Annotated in this window: 16 protein-coding genes; 5 read left to right on the forward strand and 11 right to left on the reverse strand. The window is 43.4% G+C overall.

Features of this window, described 5'->3' with window-relative positions; translation table 11 throughout:
• Positions 1 to 12 precede the first annotated feature (12 nt).
• The 3 genes from Psch_RS07475 to Psch_RS07485 are packed head-to-tail and all read right to left on the reverse strand — an operon-like array spanning position 13 to position 3,380.
• Positions 13 to 1,173, reverse strand: a complete 1,161-nt coding sequence (locus tag Psch_RS07475) for an ABC transporter permease (RefSeq protein ID WP_190239723.1) — start codon at positions 1,171 to 1,173, stop codon at positions 13 to 15.
• Positions 1,170 to 2,324 carry an ABC transporter permease gene (locus Psch_RS07480; protein WP_190239724.1) on the reverse strand — a complete coding sequence of 385 codons (1,155 nt, stop codon included), beginning with the start codon at positions 2,322 to 2,324 and terminating at the stop codon, positions 1,170 to 1,172. Before Psch_RS07480 ends, Psch_RS07475 begins: the two co-directional genes overlap by 4 nt.
• A 3-nt stretch (positions 2,325 to 2,327) precedes the next feature.
• Positions 2,328 to 3,380: an HlyD family secretion protein gene (locus Psch_RS07485; protein ID WP_190239725.1), complete on the reverse strand. Its 1,053-nt coding sequence runs from the start codon at positions 3,378 to 3,380 to the stop codon at positions 2,328 to 2,330.
• 208 nt (positions 3,381 to 3,588) lie between these two features.
• Here Psch_RS07485 and Psch_RS07490 point away from each other — a divergent pair, with 208 nt between their 5' ends.
• The gene (locus Psch_RS07490; RefSeq protein ID WP_190239726.1) at positions 3,589 to 3,888 is read left to right on the forward strand and encodes a TetR/AcrR family transcriptional regulator; all 300 of its coding nucleotides are present in this window, start codon (positions 3,589 to 3,591) and stop codon (positions 3,886 to 3,888) included.
• Positions 3,889 to 4,147: 259 nt separating this feature from the next.
• Here the strand turns inward: Psch_RS07490 and Psch_RS07495 are convergent.
• A protein-coding gene (locus tag Psch_RS07495; protein WP_243123975.1) for an IS3 family transposase occupies positions 4,148 to 5,295 on the reverse strand; the annotation gives its coding sequence in 2 pieces (ribosomal slippage) (positions 4,148 to 5,043 and positions 5,043 to 5,295; 1,149 coding nt in all).
• Between Psch_RS07495 and Psch_RS21650 the strand changes: the two genes are divergently transcribed.
• Complete coding sequence (locus Psch_RS21650) at positions 5,275 to 5,682, forward strand: TetR-like C-terminal domain-containing protein (protein WP_427910078.1); 408 nt, start codon at positions 5,275 to 5,277, stop codon at positions 5,680 to 5,682. The two genes, Psch_RS07495 and Psch_RS21650, sit on opposite strands and share 21 nt — an antisense overlap.
• Positions 5,683 to 5,762: 80 nt before the next feature.
• Here Psch_RS21650 and Psch_RS07505 read toward each other — a convergent pair whose 3' ends face one another.
• The 6 genes from Psch_RS07505 to Psch_RS07530 all read right to left on the reverse strand — a co-directional run bounded on the left by Psch_RS07505 (position 5,763) and on the right by Psch_RS07530 (position 12,144).
• Positions 5,763 to 6,419 carry a nitroreductase family protein gene (locus tag Psch_RS07505; RefSeq protein ID WP_190239728.1) on the reverse strand — a complete coding sequence of 219 codons (657 nt, stop codon included), beginning with the start codon at positions 6,417 to 6,419 and terminating at the stop codon, positions 5,763 to 5,765.
• 17 nt (positions 6,420 to 6,436) lie between these two features.
• Positions 6,437 to 7,015: a hypothetical protein gene (locus tag Psch_RS07510; protein WP_190239729.1), complete on the reverse strand. Its 579-nt coding sequence runs from the start codon at positions 7,013 to 7,015 to the stop codon at positions 6,437 to 6,439.
• Positions 7,009 to 8,064, reverse strand: coding sequence for a type IV toxin-antitoxin system AbiEi family antitoxin (locus tag Psch_RS07515; RefSeq protein ID WP_190239730.1), 1,056 nt, complete (start codon positions 8,062 to 8,064; stop codon positions 7,009 to 7,011). The genes Psch_RS07510 and Psch_RS07515 overlap by 7 nt, the downstream gene beginning before the upstream one ends.
• Positions 8,065 to 8,283: 219 nt before the next feature.
• Positions 8,284 to 8,742: a TetR-like C-terminal domain-containing protein gene (locus Psch_RS07520; RefSeq protein WP_190239731.1), complete on the reverse strand. Its 459-nt coding sequence runs from the start codon at positions 8,740 to 8,742 to the stop codon at positions 8,284 to 8,286.
• Positions 8,743 to 9,090: 348 nt separating this feature from the next.
• Complete coding sequence (locus tag Psch_RS07525; RefSeq protein WP_190239732.1) at positions 9,091 to 10,713, reverse strand: SWIM zinc finger family protein; 1,623 nt, start codon at positions 10,711 to 10,713, stop codon at positions 9,091 to 9,093.
• Positions 10,714 to 11,706: 993 nt separating this feature from the next.
• Positions 11,707 to 12,144 carry a PaaI family thioesterase gene (locus Psch_RS07530; RefSeq protein WP_190239733.1) on the reverse strand — a complete coding sequence of 146 codons (438 nt, stop codon included), beginning with the start codon at positions 12,142 to 12,144 and terminating at the stop codon, positions 11,707 to 11,709.
• Positions 12,145 to 12,778: 634 nt separating this feature from the next.
• On the opposite strand from Psch_RS07530, the gene Psch_RS07535 reads away from it, so the two are divergent.
• Positions 12,779 to 13,819, forward strand: coding sequence for an MBL fold metallo-hydrolase (locus Psch_RS07535; RefSeq protein WP_190239734.1), 1,041 nt, complete (start codon positions 12,779 to 12,781; stop codon positions 13,817 to 13,819).
• A 157-nt stretch (positions 13,820 to 13,976) separates the two neighbouring features.
• Positions 13,977 to 14,384 (forward strand): molybdenum cofactor biosynthesis protein MoaE, encoded by a 408-nt coding sequence (locus Psch_RS07540; RefSeq protein WP_190239735.1) that lies wholly within the window; start codon positions 13,977 to 13,979, stop codon positions 14,382 to 14,384.
• Between the two features lie 923 nt (positions 14,385 to 15,307).
• Here Psch_RS07540 and Psch_RS07545 read toward each other — a convergent pair.
• Complete coding sequence (locus Psch_RS07545) at positions 15,308 to 15,862, reverse strand: TetR/AcrR family transcriptional regulator (RefSeq protein WP_190239736.1); 555 nt, start codon at positions 15,860 to 15,862, stop codon at positions 15,308 to 15,310.
• 178 nt (positions 15,863 to 16,040) lie between these two features.
• On the opposite strand from Psch_RS07545, the gene Psch_RS07550 reads away from it, so the two are divergent.
• Positions 16,041 to 17,099, forward strand: coding sequence for a DUF1786 domain-containing protein (locus Psch_RS07550; RefSeq protein ID WP_190239737.1), 1,059 nt, complete (start codon positions 16,041 to 16,043; stop codon positions 17,097 to 17,099).
• Positions 17,100 to 17,215 lie beyond the last annotated feature (116 nt).

Genomic DNA, 17,215 nt, shown 5'->3' on the forward strand with positions numbered 1-17,215 from the left:
AGTCTACCCTTTTTAATTAGCCAAAGGGTTTTTTTTCTTACGGTATATTTTAAATGCATGCAGGAAAATTGCAATCACCAGCCAGGCAATGGAAAATAAGAGGCCATTCCTGATGTAGGGCCATAATATATCCCAGCCGATTCCTTTTAAACTTAAATATTTCCAGGCATTTGCCACATGGATATACGGCCAGATGCATTTCACAACCTGGGAAAAACCTGCCGGCATCATGTATTCCGGCCAGACAGCGCCCGAAGTAAGAATAAAAAGTGTATAAATAATAGAATAAAATTCTACAAAGTAGGTGTAGTTTTGTTTATTCAGAAAAGATATAAGTACCAGGCCCATTACCGTCAGGGCCAGTAAAAATATTATCATCAGGATAAAATAAGCCAGAATATTACCCCTGACCGGTAAACTGTAAATTCTGCCGCACAGGCATAAACCGGTGAAACTGGAAATACAGATCGTGATCCACATGGTTCCGGTCCGCACCAGTAGAGACTTGCCTCTTAGTATAAGCACTTTCAAGCTGATTTTATCGTTGGCCAGAAATTTTTTCTCTTCAATTAGAGCTGGTAGGAGATAAATAATTAGATAGAAAAATTGAATTATCAAGAGAGTGGCAACATACGTTAAATAACACATATAACTTAATTGCGGGTCATATAAAGTCCGGTCTTTAAAGGCAAAAGCCGCCATGGCCTGTTTTGCTGCCTGAGGAAGCATATTTTTACCTTCAAAAATATTAAGCTGAAACTGTGCGTTGAATGTCCCTAAAATCGCACTGCTATAGCCCTGCGCATTATTTGCGAGCAATAAGTTAGTACCGTCAATCAGTAAAATTACTTTGGGCATTTTCTTCTGGCTTAAATCCTGGCTGAAATTATTCGGTATAATAATTCCGCCAATGATCTTTTTTGCTTTTATGGCATCCTGCAGTTCAATTTCAGAAACCGCATAATAATTGACGTCCAGTCCAGGATGATTTTCAAAACTCTGAACGATCGTTCTTGAAAGTGAAGAATTATCCAGATTTGCAATCCCAAAGGGTATATTTTCTATATAAACTCCTCCCAAAAAGTAACACAGCCCCAACTGGACAAGGATTGGTATTGCCAATAAGACCAACAGTAACTTTCCGTCCTTGCTTATACATTCTGCCAGTTTCATACTTCTTTTGCCTCTTTTCCCCGGCGCGTCGAAATAAAACTGCTGATCAGGCTGCGCAATTCACCAAATTTACATGCGAACAGAATACCCAACCAGGTATACAGCATGAATTTTAGCAGCCAATAGATGTCCGGTAATACTTGCTGTAACGTTGTTCCCAGCAAGGTCACATCTCTCAGGGGAATCACGTAATAGGAAATAGGGATAAATTTAGATACCTTCTGAAAAAGATCCGTCATCGCAACGACAGGAAATGTGTATCCGGCAAGGAGTAATGTGGCCATGATCAGCGTTGCAAATTCTACTGCGAGTTGCTTTTCTTTTGTAAGCAGGCTGAGCAAAATACCAATATTGGCCATGCCGGTCATGTTGAGCACAGTCAATACCAGTACCGGAATTGCGCTGCCGTTAAAGGGACTTTTAAACAAATTTATGTGAATCCATAGGGTACCCACGGCTGATAGCGTACCTGCCAAACCACAGAAAATCCCTTTTTTGAAATAGGCCGAAAATCTTTTATTTTTTTTGTCGAACATTTCTATGCCGAGAAGGAAAACTGCAACCTGCACAATATTTACCAGGATTCCCTGCAGGATAAAAGTAGGCGTACTTTTAGCAGGATTACCGAGAATTCTGGTCGTATAGGCAATTGGTTGAATATAGTTTTGTGCTTCCGCCGGTGTTAAGTTCAGTTTCCCCTGCATTACCTGCAAAAGATAGCCGCTTCTGATTGTTCCCAACACTTCAGAAATTCCTGTTTTTACAGCCCCTGCCATTGCCATTTGGGTGCCGTCATATATGACTAAAATCTCGGGTGCTTGTCCGTTAAGCATATCCGAAGAAAAGTTTTTGGGTATGATGATGCCTGTTGCAATCTCTCCAGATTCAATCAATTTTTTTACGACATCGTTTTCTTGGCCGAAGTACTTGATGTCAAAAGCATCATTTAAACTGATTTTATCGGTTAAGTTCCTGCTTAATGTAGAATTGTCATGATCTACAATGGCGGTAGGAACATGGGTGACTCGCTGACCGCTGAATTCATATCCTAATATTAAACTGCAAACTGGAGGGAGCAGCAGGGTAAATAGAATGGGTATCAAAAGACCCTTGTTGATTATATGCCTGTTCTTCATTTGCTGATTCTCCAATATTCATTTTTTCTTTTCCTCTCCGAAATTAACGAAAACAGTCATGCCTGCATAAAGCGGGACATCAACGTCTTGCAGTTCAACCTTGACCCCATAAGCTAAAATATCAAATTCGCCATTTGAATTCGTTGCTCTCTTTACGGCAAAATCAGCGCTTTTATTGATTTGTGTGATCCTTCCCTGAAATACTTCACCAGGATATGCTTGAAAGGTGACTTCGACAGATTGATCCAATTTTACTTTGCTTAAGTTGTCTTCCATCACTTTGCACTCCACCCACGGCGCAGCAGTGTCGGTAATTACAGCGATAGGCAATCCTGTGGAAATCAACTCTCCTTCCTCCACACTTAGCTGAGTAATGCCGTCGGTCGGTGCAGTGATTTCAGTTTTGCCGATATTGACTTCAACCTCCGCAAGAGCTTGCTCTAACTGTCCCTGCAGCGTAGTAATAGATGCGCTTGCCGCGTCAAGATTTGCCTGGGCCTGATCAAGCTCTTCCCGGGTTGCTCCATTTACGACTAAATTATATTGCTGTTTGGCCACTTCATACTGAGCAGCAACAGAGTCCAGTTCAGATTTGGAGATCGCACTATTTTCAAAGAGGCTTTTCTTTCGATCATAGTTTGCCTGCGCCAGATCGAAGTTTGCCTTTGCCTGGGCAATTTCTTCCGGTTTCGCCCCGGTTTGCACTTTCTTCAATGCTGCCTGAGCCCCTGCCTTTGCTGCTTCTGCCGAACTGATCTGTCCATAAACGGTGGCAATGGCGGCTTGTGCCTTTTCTCTCTGCGCCAGCAGATTATCGCTATCTATAACCGCTAAAATCTGGCCTTTTTTTACTGTATCTCCTTCCTTTACATTCAATTGCTTTATTTGTCCTGCAACCTGGGAGTTAATGTTGGTTTCTTTCATTTCCAAGGTTGACTGCACGACAAGCTTCTTGGATTCTTTAGCAATAATGTCTTCCCCTGTTAGGTGATTCATAACAGTTCCCAGCACAACCACCAGGCAAATCACCAGGAAAATGATAATGCTTTTTTTTATAACTTCTTTTTTCATAAGATTCCCTTCACTTTCGTGCAAATTATGTTACATTATAGTAAACACCGTGTATGCTTATTACCTATTGTGCTACATAAATTAATTTAAGTTTTTTGTTAGTACAAAACAATGGTCAAAAAACCAAAATGTGTGGCATATCCATGAAAACCCGTGCCGAATGTTACTTATCATTGAAAAATTTTACAGGACAAGAGGAGCACTACCCATGGTGAATCAGGCCGATCTTCGTGTTGTCCGGAGTAAAAAAATGATCAAGGATGCGTTTGTTGATTTAATTGAAAAAGAAGGGTATGAAAATATTACTATCAAGGACATTGCAAAACGGGCCATGATCAACCGGAAAACCTTTTATTCTCACTATGAAAGTAAAGCTGTTCTCTTTGATGAAATAGTCAAGGATACCCTGGATCTGCTTATGCAAAATTTACAGTATGAAAAATTGGATTTTGACGATGCTCTTTTCTCTATTGATTTACAAAGGGAAATCCTGAGCTTGCCCCATTAAAATAGACATAGAAAATGGCGGATTATCTTCTGTTTTCACAGATTTTCAATTTTAGGCTGGGAATGAGGCTTAGCAAATTCTTTCTCATGTTCGACCAAGTATCGAATAAGAGCCGTGGCCGCCCTTGACATGGAGCCTCGCACCCGTGTTGCCAAGGACCAAGGGGCCAGTATCGCTTTGCTTATGGCCCTTGCCAATCAAGGCTAACACGGGCATTCTCCATGTAAAGGGTCTTCGCTTCGCTACGATGAACGGCCACTTACGCTGCTGTTTTAAAGGATTGTTCGTATTCGACTGGCGACATATATCCAAGGGCTGAATGCAGCCGAACCCGGTTGTAAAAGACTTCAATATATTCAAAGATGGCTTGACGGGCTTCAGCTCTTGTTTTAAATCGGGTACCATAAATCAGTTCCCTCTTCAGGGTTCCAAAAAACGATTCCATACAGGCGTTGTCATAACAATTACCTTTGCGGCTCATACTGGCGTTCATTTCGTAGTCCTTTAAAGCTTGCTGGTATTCATGACTGGCATATTGACTCCCGCGGTCTGAGTGATGAATAAGTCCTGCTGATGGCCGATACCGCCAAACTGCCTGTCTGAGAGCATCCAGGACCAACTGGCGAGTCATTGTACTGTCCATAGCCCAGCCCACAATCTTTCTTTGGAACAGGTCTTCAATAGCTGCAAGGTATAACCACCCTTCATCCGTTGCGACATATGTAATATCAGCAACCCAGACCTGATTAGGATGGCTGGCAGTAAAGTTCTGATTAACAATGTTTTCAGCAACCGGATAATGGTGCTTTGAGTTAGTGGTAGCCTTAAATTTTCTCCTTGTCTTGGCGGCTATATCGTTCTCCCGCATCAGGCGGGCCACCCGGTTCCGGCTGCAAGTAATGCCTTGTTTCTTCAAGGTCCTGGTTATTCTCGGACTACCATAAGTACCCCGGGAAATCTGATGAACCTTACGGATCTTTTTAATTAGTTCTTTATTCCGGATTTTTCGCCGGCTTTCCGGCCTTTTCAGCCAAGCATAGTAACCGCTTCGAGAGACTCCAAAAACCTGGCACATCTTCTCCACCCGAAATTTGAAGCGGTGCTGATTAATAAACTTATAAGCTATTTCTGGTGTCTTGCGAAGATGGCCGTGGCCTTTTTTAGAATGGCGTTTTCCTCTTGTAAATCAGCTATCATTTTTTTTAAACGCCTGGTTTCTGCGTCCTCTGGCAGTAGATTGCCGCTGCCTGGAAAAGCGTTTTCCTTATGTTCTTTATACTGACTAACCCATTTGTGCAGGGTGTTCTCATGGATACCGAGTTCTTTGGCCACCGTTGCCACGGATCGCCCCAACTCTACTACCAGGCGGACCGCTTCTTCTTTAAAATGCTTATCGTAACGTTTCATGATGGACACCTCCACTGGTTTTATTGTACCAGCCATTTACCGTGTCCATCAAATCGGGTCAGGTTTATCCAGACGATTTTGCATAATGTCACCGAGAACAGGAGGTTATTTAGAATTCTCTTTAGCAGCAGCTCAAGCTATGAACTTACTATGCAAATAGAACGGCTCTTACAGACAAAAATTATCTATAAATTAATTAAGGCAAATCCGGCTAAGGACCTCTCTGAAATACCCCAAGAGTTGTTAACCAGTTCAGTGTCCTCGGTTTTTATGATCATTATAAAGTGGTGGATCAATCAGGATGTATATTCAAAAGAAGACGCTGCTAAAATTTTCTTGAAGCTAGTTTCTACAGGATTTACGAAATCGTTTGGTTTTACTAATTAAGAGAATTAAAACTGCGAACGTTACCAGGCAAAATAAAAGCACCCGCAAAAACTCTGCAGGTGCTTAATTTAAACAAGAGCTTATTCTACAAATATTACCATTTCATCCAGCGGTTTTTTTCCAGGACTTTTTGCTTCACCATCTGGAACACCTATGGGGAGCATAGTTGCGAGAAACCAACCTTCTCTTTCAAATCCTAATTCTTCTTTAACAAAAGCCTCAATCTCCCTGTGTGCCCAATTCTGACTTGTCATGGTGCAGGAGCCGTAGCCTAAATCCATTGCCATGAGTACGCCATTTTCTACGGCAGCACCCAAACTCTGCATACCGCAGTTCTGCAGAAACAGATGATCTAATTCCTCATGCGGCATGTTTATCATTTTATATTCAGTGTATGCAGCTGGCGGTGCCGTATACGAATAGATCATCACCAGTACGGGAGCATTAAGTGCAAAGAGCGTGAAAAGCTTCGTAAACTTTTCAAACCGTGCGGCTCTTTTTTCATCGACCTCAGCAACTCTGCTGACAACTTTCGCAAGCTTTGTATTAATGACATCAGCCAGTTTATTCATGAAATCCTTGTTTTTAACTACGATGAAATGCCAATTTTGATCGTTCTCCGCGGATGGACCTACTCGTATCGCATCAAGTATTTTCAGGATGTCTTCTTTTGGGACATCTGTATCCTTGAATTTTCTGATACTATGCCTCGAATAAATCAAATCTTTTAGTTCCACAGTCCTCTCCTCCATTCTCAAAATTCGTCTTTCTCCTTTAATCGGTCATGCAGTGCCATACCTTTCATAATAATAAATGGCACAATGGAAGCCACCCGGATGGTAGTAGTATCATTACCGCCACCCGGCAGTTCCCCTTGTATGGCTACTTCCTGGTACATTTCAAAAGACAAATCACAACCACGTGCTTTACGTGCTTTTATTTCCTGAATCTTCTGGGTGCGATGGCTTTTACCTGTTCCTTGGTATTCCCCGGCTAAAAAGTCTACTTCAACCACAACATCCCGGCCATTGACGGAAACAGTCCGGTAAAAAATAAAAGGTTGTTGAGCTCCCTGACGGTAGCCTCTCTCCAAGAGAAGTTCCATAATTGTTCTGTAATGAGTATCCATAAGCGTACGGTGATTTAAAGCCATATCAATGTCCATACTTCCAATATGTCTTTCCTGGCTTTGAGGAAGCAGAAGCTCCGGAACCCACCCCCCTACAAGCACGATATCTTCCCGGTATTGACCAAGCAGGTGGGTTAGTTCCAGCAGTACGGACCTCGCCGCTGCTACTGCATCAGCTGTATAATCTGTGCGTGTGGCTACCATTGCGACTTAATAACCTCCTCTAAAAGAACACTTGCAGCCTCTTCACCGCGTCCTCGGATCTCACGAAGATCTAAATAAACTTGGACGGGCGTCGCTACCTTAACCCAATCGTAGTTCTTGGCTCCATAAAAAACACCGTCGTCGTAAGGAACCAACAAACTGACATTAGCACCGCTAGATACTTTCTTAAGGTTCATCTGTAGAGCCAGGTTTTCAATGGCTTCCTGCTGGACATAGGCCGTAACGCGCTGGTATCGAACAGAAGGCGCCATTCTTGCAGCTCCGGAAAATCCGGTTAAAACGTAAACGTATTGGATATTTTTCATGTCACAGATTCTAGCCAGTTCATATTCAATTTCGCTTACGGATTTTAGTGAATAAAAATCATGAACTTGATTGCGCCGGAAATCGTAATTCTCTGCCCATTCAAACAACAACTGTTTCGGCTTGTTAAGCAAAAGTCCGTTCATATTAAAGCTGAGCCATTCTCGGTCAGCCAGCAGACTTTTCACGTTGGCAACCTGCCCTAAGCTTACCTCAGACTCTTCTGCCAAAGCCTGCATTTTCCACTCCCTGCCGGGATTGCTCAGAAGAACCCGCAATACTCGCGTTGCTTTGGGAGAATACAGTGACCGCAAGTCCCGCTTATGGTTAAATGGATTAGCCTTTCCTTCCTTGTATATGTAAACCTGGCCAAAACTAAGACGGCTGTTCCCCGCCAGATCGATATAACCAACTCCTTCATTGACACATATTTCCGCAGACTGTGGGGAGATGTAAGGAGCAATAAGTACAGGATAGCTATTGGGAAGTGCGTTTTTGTACCTTAATAACTGATTAATAGCATCACGTACAAGCCTCGGTTGCCCGTTGCTTTTTACTTCGACAATAAGAAACAGATCACCATCTGGAAGCTTGAGCTTTACACGCATATCAGCCCAGTCATTTAAAGGCATCTTTTCAACTTTTTTAATACTTAAAAAAGGAACATCCGCCAGACAAGTCAACAGAGCTTTTTCAGCCTTATTCTCCAATTGTTCATATTTCATTATTATCACCATTTTCAGCATTTGCTGAAAATGATTATATCAGTGAAAATACTTATTGTCAAGTTTAGGAAATTCCACAGCCCTCTGCGTATGAGTTAGATAAAATATGATGTACCCTTCGTTTTTCCAACCCGCAACACGGGTGGTGAGGGTGCTGTACTCAGTGGCCGAAATTGCTGTATTTTATGTTACCGCTAACATATAATTTGCATTTTCATTTTAATGATATAATCGATGTAATATGAAAAAATACCTGGTTAATTCTTCCGGAGACTGTGCCATATCATTTTGTATCCACCATTTGACGGTTTCAACAAAACCACCAGCCATATGATTAACAACATACTCTTTAGGGATTCCATCCAAACTTTCGTTTGTCATAAATTCATTGAACAACTGCTCCAGATACTTTTTAAATAAGCTTAAAAACAACTCTCCACTTTCACGCGTGAGAATTCCTTTCATATCTCTTTTGCTATCTTTTAAGTGATATAAAATATGCGTGATTTTAGCCTCCAGGTCGTTATTAGAAGAGGAAAAATCATGAGTGTTTTCAGAAATTAGATCCTTAGAGAATACGTGGTCAAATATATCGCTGCATAATGCCTTCAATAAACCGTAGCCATTGTTCTTTCGGTTTTGGGTCTTCTGAACCCCATTACAGGCGCTTTGGTGCATAATGCCGGATCGGTGTTGGTAGTTTTAAATGCAGCTCTTCTTTACGATAGAAATTTTGCTCAATAAAAGAAACGTATCCCTCAAGTACTCAATCTCGTTGCTTGGGGGGTACGTTGTTTTAATTATACTATTCATACACTCCGATTTGTATCTATATTGCTCTCGTTTGCCAAAAGTAGTGGTGCCGACAAAGGTTTGATTCGTAATAACCGGTTTTCCTGCTTATTTAATTCGATTTTACAGGTCTGCGCCGCTCAGAGTCCAGCTTTTCTCAATTCGTCCTGTAAGGCGGGCAAATGGGCGTATCTATTTTTTAAAGCGCCATAATATTTGGTCCAACCGGTGCTGTCACCGAGTCGCACATAAAGTTCCCCAACATGCCGTAACAACCTTGCCGCATAGGAATAGCTTTTTCGTCTGCTTAAAAGCGATAGCCTCTTCCGCCATCCCCTGGTATAACTTGATGGCTTCCCGGGGATGTTCGGACTCTGCCGCCTTGGCCACTTCACCTTTGTAGCTGTGCCCCGAGACAACCTGGGGTAACAGCTCCAGCGCCCGTGCTACATCGCCCTCGTCCAGTGCAATTTCAATCAGCAGGCCACCATTTTTCTTTTGCGTTACTGTTTCTAAAGCCTCGGTGCGCGCCTGCGGCCATACCCCCACCTGTTCACCAAGCTGGCGCATCGCTTGAAATGATTTTAGGGTGGGGAGTTGCTGAAAAACCTGGCGCTGCCATGCCAGGGCCACCTCCGGCTTATCCTGCCGGTGATGCGCTACCAGCCATTCCAGGTAACCGGAATACGCTTTTTCCGCTACCAGTTCAGTCAGAAAGCTGACCGCCAACTCCCCGGCGCTGGCTTCCACCAAGGCATCAGCCAGTTGCTTTATAGCCCCCGGCTTGTCACGCAGATGCTGCTTGGCCAAAGTCATTGCCTCTTCCGGCCTGCCTTCTTCGACTTTAAGAAATATCTGCTGTTCGAGAGTACCAAACTCCCGGACCAGTTGCCGGGCTTGCTCCAGTTTTCCGTGCTGTTCTTCCCAGCCCGCAAGGAGATTAACCAAGCACTCTCGCTGCCAGCGATCGCTTTTCGGTATCCGTTCCCGGATTGAGGCCGCAAGCTGCTCCCAGTCCTGCTTATCGGCATATCTGAGAATGACGTCCCCAACCTCAGGAGCAAAATCGATACCACCCATCTCGATGTCGGCCAGTTCAGCGTCCAAAAGAGTGATCAGCCAGCCCCGCTTTGTCTTCTTATCGATAACACCTGATTCCAGGCACTCCTTCAACCCCTCTTCGCAGTCCTGGGCAATACAGGCGATGTCCCCCGACTCATCCATTTCCTGAAGTTCATCGGGGTAGCTTTGCGCCATGGCGTCCAACACTGCGGCATAGACCATCCCCGCCCCCCGCCAGTCTTCCTTTTCAGCCAGGCGTTCGGCCATCTGCAGAATCTGGCGCAGATCCGTCTCGATATCATAGGGGTCATGCCGGCGCAATGTTCTCTGTACCTCACGGTTCAAGGCAGCCACATCCAACAGCTGTCCCTTGGACGTTCCCGCCGCCAGCCCGACCACGGATGCCAGGGAAGGATCTCTCAGTACCAGCTCGCCGATCAGGGCGATCAGTTCCTCCTTGCTAAGCCGGGCAAGGATGGTGTTCAGCGATGCCACATCTTCGAAGGAATCGGGCTCGTGTATGTATTGCAATAACAGGGCGACGATATGTTTGCAGAACCCGCCCCGCGGGCAAGAGCATGATGCATCCTCGATACCGTTCTTCTTCAAGACCACCCTGACTCTGTACGGCTGGTCGCGCGACCCGTAGCACTCCCCGCGCAGTTCTTTTCCTTGGCGGACGGGGTTGGAGATATTGCCGGACTCGTAATAATCGATCCCACGTCTGAAACTGGACCCATCAGCTAACTTGCGGATCTGTTCCTCTGTCAAGAATAATATCTTGTCGTCTTTCATATACCTTCCTCACACTGTCTCCATAAAATCCCACACATCTTCGTCAATCTAAATCCGATGTAATTCAGTAACCTGATATCTTTTTCTACATAATTTGTGCATGTTCCTGCAACTCTCTCGTCAACGTTGGCAGGACGAGAGAAGGCATGCGTCTCGCTAGCGGTCACCACCCTGCTCATGGTACCGGAACTCGTGAACACCTTTAACTCTCTTCAGTCTAAGTCTCTTCCAATCGACTACCAGGAGATGATGGACCGGCTGAAATCCAATTTTGTTTACGTTTTATAGAAAACAACTGTCAGTTGTTGTTAGAACTGCCTTAGACCAAAAGCCCCATAGAGGGGCTTTGGGTACAAAACTTTATTGTTCAACAACTGGTGTTGAACAATAAAGTTTTGTACTGACTGAAGCCTCGATACCAGGAATTACGCCATCTATGCCCTTTGATTTCTGTCCTATATTAAAATAAAGTTGTGAACTGAAACGGCAGCAAAACTGACCGGCTCAAGCCGAAATAACAATAAAGTTGGATACTAACTACTATACAAAACTAATCTGTAGTACAAAAAATAACCGAATCAGAGGTTCAGGATAAGGAAGAATGGGAATATTTGTTGAAGAGGATATCTGAATGACAAATCTACCTCCTTCAAATTTACCCTTTCTAAAAAGAGTTATAATGACATTATTCAAGGTGAGAGAGATACAGATCAGACGGGCAAGAATTCCTCTTTGATTTGTCAAAGGAAAACTTTTGTTTTTTCTGACGATTCTTTTCTATCTATCACCGAGTTTTTAAAGAATGGAAAAATTGACTATTATCATTACGATTGGTTTTCTAAAAGCAAAAAATCTTTGTTAAAGTTTCATAGGTTTTTCATGACAGTTTAATTTTACACCCTGAGGCAGGTTCTTCGGAACTTGTCTCTTGCCTTTTTTGCCATAAAGATGGGGCTGCCTCAAATTTTTTATTGAGACAGCCCCTTTTTCACGCTATGGTCGGCTGCTGTCGGCAGCGGGGACCTTAAGGGGCTTGTCGCCGACCAGCACCACCGTGGACTTGCCTTCGGCGGCAACCGTGCCGTCGGCAAACGTCACCTTTCCCTCCAGTTCCATCAGCTTGCCGTTCCGGCCGGTAATCCAGCCGGTTACCGTCACCGGCTGGCCGACAAACACCGGGTGGCGGAACTGCACCTCAAGGCGGGCGGTTCTAGGGCCCAGCCCTTTGAAAAAAGGATACCCTGTCATTATTTCATCAAGCAGCGTGCTGATGATTCCCCCGTGCACAACATCGCCATAGCCTTGATGTTCGGGCCCCGGGGTAAAAGCGGCGATAAACTTGTCGTTCTCCTCGCGGCAGTCGAGTTTCAGACCGATGGGGTTTTGCGTGCCGCAGCCAAAGCACCAGGGGCTGCGTTCCTCTCGTTTCATCCGATTTGCTCCTTTCGTTCGCTTCAGAGGAACCAGCATCCGTGTTTGAATAACCGGCCGGCGGACAACGCCGGCGTGCCGGCACGGCCGAAGCGACAGCTATCAGTTACGACGTATCGACGCTAATATTTTACTATTTGATGGAACACTTTACAATTGAATTGTTTTGCGTGTGCAGCATCCAGCGGCCTGAAATACTGTTCTTCCTGTAACGCTCTCCGTAACAGTAATTGCAAAGTATATGTGTTGGCCCTCCGACACCACAAGCAAAATAAAGCGTAGGACATTGTTCCAACGCTTTATTTGTTTTCTAAAAAGTAGCCTAGATAAAGTACCACATTACATTGGCTTGCTCTGGAGCATCAGCTTCACATGCTGCATCTGTTAAAATGGATCTTGACTGCTTGTTCTATTGATGCTGCTTGAATTATAATATACATATACTATATTATATAATACTATTATTAAAAACAAATTGGTGCTTTACGTGTTCGAGCGCAATAGAGTTTGAACCACCTTTTATATCGTACTAATAAAATTTCCGTATAATCACGAATAATGAATATGATGCAAGTACGCAATACTTTTTGTAAAACGGCTGATGCTACACTAACAGCCGCAGGGAGGTAAAATAATGGCAACAGAATTAATGAAAGATATTTACAGACTTGAAGTCCCTCTCCCGAAAAATCCGCTGAAATTATTGAACTCATATCTGATCAAGGGCAAAGAACGCAATCTGCTGATCGATACCGGATTCAACCGTCCCGAATGTGAGGCAGCACTTATGTCAGAGCTGGCCTCACTGGAAGTGGATTTTAATAAAACAGACATTTTTATCACTCATTTGCATGCTGATCATAGCGGCCTCCTCTTCAAAATCAAAACTGACAACAACACCGCATATTGCCAGAGGTTAGACGCAGCTATAGTAAACCGCTTGTCAGACCCCACATACTGGGATTATCTTGCAGATGAATTTATAAAAACCGGGCTCAGGATGTCACCGGAACTTGCAGTGGAGACTCACCCCGGCTGGCTATACAGGCCAAATAATAATGTAGATTTTACATATATCGAAAACGGCGATAAGCTCGTTGTCGGCAGGTATACCTTTACGTGCATTTATACACCCGGCCACTCGCCCGGCCACATGTGCCTGTATGAAGAAAATGAAAAAATATTGTTTGCGGGAGACATGATCCTGGGGGATATCACACCGAACCTCTGTATAGAACTTTATCTGGAATATCCTCTGACAGACTATCTGGAAAGTCTGGACAAAGTGGAGAAGCTCGATATCAAACATATATTTGTCGGACACAGGAGCATGCTCAAGGATGTTTACGGTAGAATCAAGGAACTCAGGGAACATCATGCCGCGCGCTGCCAGGAAGCTCTGATGGTCCTGGAATCCGGACCACTCGATGCTTGGGAGGCTGCTGAAAAAATGACATGGGATATCCAGGCAAAAGACTGGAATGCTTTTCCGCCTTCCCAGAAATGGTTTGCAACTGGTGAAGCTCAGGCCCATTTGCTTTATTTGTGGCAAAAAGGCAAGGTTCGCCGCAAATTTCGAGCCAACGGAGTAAACTATTTTGAGCTGGAAGACGGCGTTCCGATCGAGCGTGAACTGATAAGCGCATGGAGAAAAGAATTTAAACACAAAAAGTAACTGGAAAAACAACTGAGGAGATAGTGATTCCCCACGAAAGGCAAAAAAAAAAGAATGTATTGCTTGTAAATATTATGACGGTATGGAATTGATTTTCATGGAAACTTATTGCAGGCAGACCGCAATTATTTTTAATAAATAAGGAGTGTATTGATTTATGATTAATGAAAAAATAAAAAAAGTATCACCATCTATCGATAAATGGCTCAAAGAAGCAAAAGCGGATCCAATGGCTTTACAGGAAGGGATGTTTTTAGTCCATAATGGCGTTGTGCGTCAGACGCCCAAAGCCAAGGTCCGCCAAGGGCTTGATGATGGTTCGTTGGTAAAAGGAATGGAATTTGCTTATGATGCAATGAAAGTGGATGCGGCGATTGCGGAAACTTATAAAATGGATGGTATCTTCTATGTTAAAGTTTGGCTTAATGAAGGCCGGCTTGAGGTTGGTGACGACATAATGTATGTACTGATAGGCGGCGATATTAGACCACATGTTGTAGATGCCCTCCAATTCCTCATTGGAAAAATCAAAAACGAATGTGTTACGGAAATAGAGCAAAAATAATAATTGACATTAGGTCGTCCAGGCAGACATAGAAATTGCTTGTCAAAACGTTTCAAAATGGACACCTCTACAAAATTCTCCTTTTAACAACAAACCTCCGATACAAGAAAGAAATACCGACCATAAAAGGTGGGTAAGATTTTTATATGGTAATTTGGCATACATTTCTGACCAACTCCCGCCTCCGACACCAATTGAAATGCAACGTAAAGGCCAAAAATTCAATCTATCTGTGATTTTGAAAAAGCCCCATAGAGGGGCTTTTTCAGTACACAACTTTCTTGTCCAACAACAAATGTTATTGAACAATAAAGTTGTGTACTGACTGAAGCCGCTATACCTGATATTTAGCCATCTTTTCTCTTTTGATTTCTTAATAATTATAAAATAATGTTGTGTACTGAAACAGCAGCAAAACTGACCGGATCAAGCTGAAAAAAACAATAAAGTTGTGTACTGGGTTCCATGTATTACCACAAGGGTGCTGACTCAAAATGTTTAATTTTAGTATTCCAGAGGAAAATTTTTATGACGGTCCCTGGTTGCAAAGATCTAATACAGGATTCAACTCTTTCCAATAACCACCTCCCTCATTCGTAAATAGAACGGTCAATCAATAAATCTCACACACCACACTTGTTCTATATAGAAATGTCTACGTACCCAATCTTAATTTTTCACCTTTTCATAAATCAGTTTTGAGCCTACAGAGAACATATGCCCACCCCCAACCATGTTTACTGTTCGCTGTTCCAGATGATGCACACTTACTAAATAGTAACATTTCTGATTACACAATATTCAACTTCAAAATGCCTGCATTGAGGATATTGACTACTTAGCTGACAGGCCTATTCCTTCAGCTTGTTTATTGAGCAGGAACAGAACATTGTGGTAAACCACTATAAATTTGCATTTTCATTTTACTGATATAATCGATGTAATATGAAAAAATACCTGGTTAATTCTTCCGGGGACTGTGCCATATCATTTTGTATCCACCATTTGACGGTTTCAACAAAACCACCAGCCATATGATTAACAACATACTCTTTAGGGATTCCATCCACACTTTCGTTTGACAAAAATTCATTAAACAACTGCTCCAGATACTTTTTAAATAAGCTTAAAAACAACTCTCCACTTTCACACGTGAGAATTCCTTTCATATCCCTTTTGCTATCTTTTAAGTGATATAAAATATGCGTGATTTTAGCCTCCAGGTCGTTATTAGAAGAGGAAAAATCATGAGTACTCTCAGAAACTAGATCCTCGGAGAATACGTGGTCAAATATATCGCTGCATAATGCCTTCAATAAATCGTCTTTTGTTTCAAAATGGGAATAAAAGGTACTTCGACCTATATTGGCTTCATCAATGATTTCCTGCACCGTAATTTTAGAATATCGCTTATGTGCCAAAAGTGAGCTGAAAGCACTAAAGATTGATTCCCTCGTTTTTTGTATTCGTCTATCCATATCCGATCCTCTATTCCGTACAAATGATAATATTTTATTCAGTATCTTACATTTCATCTCTTTTGATTGTTGTTGCTTGATAAAAAAACCGTATAATAATTATTGAACATTATGTTCATTACAGTATGAATTGTACTATATTTTTTATATTAAGTCAATTTAAAGCAAAGGGGCATCAATGGTGACTGTATGTGGAAGCAAATCATTATTATTTAAGCAAAAAGATATCCTGGTGGTTGATGTTGGTTCAGGGACCCAGGATGTGCTGGTCTATCAGGCCGGCAAAAATATAGAAAATTGTCCAAAATTGGTTATGCCCAGCCGGACGCAGCTTGTCGCTGGGCAGATCCGTCGGGCAACGCAGCAAGGGCATAGCATTTGTCTTCATGGTCATGTGATGGGCGGTGGGGCCTGTTATCTTGCTTTGAAACAGCACCTTGCAGCAGGCTTTAAGGTCTACGCGACAGAGCAGGCCGCCTATACCTTCAATGATAATCTAACCAAAGTCCGCCAGATGGGGATTGAACTGGTCGAAGCTGTACCAGATAACGCAGATAAAATATGGCTGGGAGATATCGACCTGCCAGCATTTCGACAAGCTCTGACCGCCTTTGAACAGCCCCTGCCTTCCCAGCTGGCCGTAGCTGTTCAAGACCACGGCTTCAGCGCTGAGGAGAGCAACCGTACGCTCAGGTTCCGCTTATGGAAAGAATTCATTGCTAAAGGCGGTTTTCTGAGGGATTTAGTCTTTACAGAGCAAATACCGGAAGTTTATACCCGGATGAAAGCTATTAGAGCGATAGTGCCCGGCGCGGTGCTCACAGATACCGGGGCAGCGGCTCTGTTGGGCATTACAGCGGATCCGGCTGTGCGGCCGCAGCTGGAAAAAGGGATACTCGCTGTCAATATCGGCAATTCGCATACACTGGCAGCAGCTATTCGCGGCCAGCGTGTCTATGGACTATTTGAGCAACATACCGAGTACTTGAGCACTGAATTGCTGGCATCGCTGGTTAAACGGATGCAAAACAACGAATTAACCAATGACGAAATTTATAATGCCGGCGGGCATGGCGCAACCTTGCATCCGGATATGGGTCTGGGCTGGGACTATATTGCGGTTACCGGACCACGACGGACTATGGCCAAACCATTGGGCTGGCATGAGGCAGCACCCTATGGTGATATGATGCTGACAGGCTGCTTTGGTCTATTAATTGGGCTGGGCATAATCTAATCCTGCACTGGTTTTCTGGCCCAGCGGAGGTGTCGCGCAGGCCGTATTTTTCCAGCATGCGGGCAAAAGCATCTCCCAAATAATAAACAGGATATCAACCATCTACAGGCCGTATC

The sequence above is a fragment of the Pelotomaculum schinkii genome, assembly GCF_004369205.1.
GTDB classification, from domain to species: Bacteria; Bacillota; Desulfotomaculia; order Desulfotomaculales; family Pelotomaculaceae; genus Pelotomaculum_C; species Pelotomaculum_C schinkii.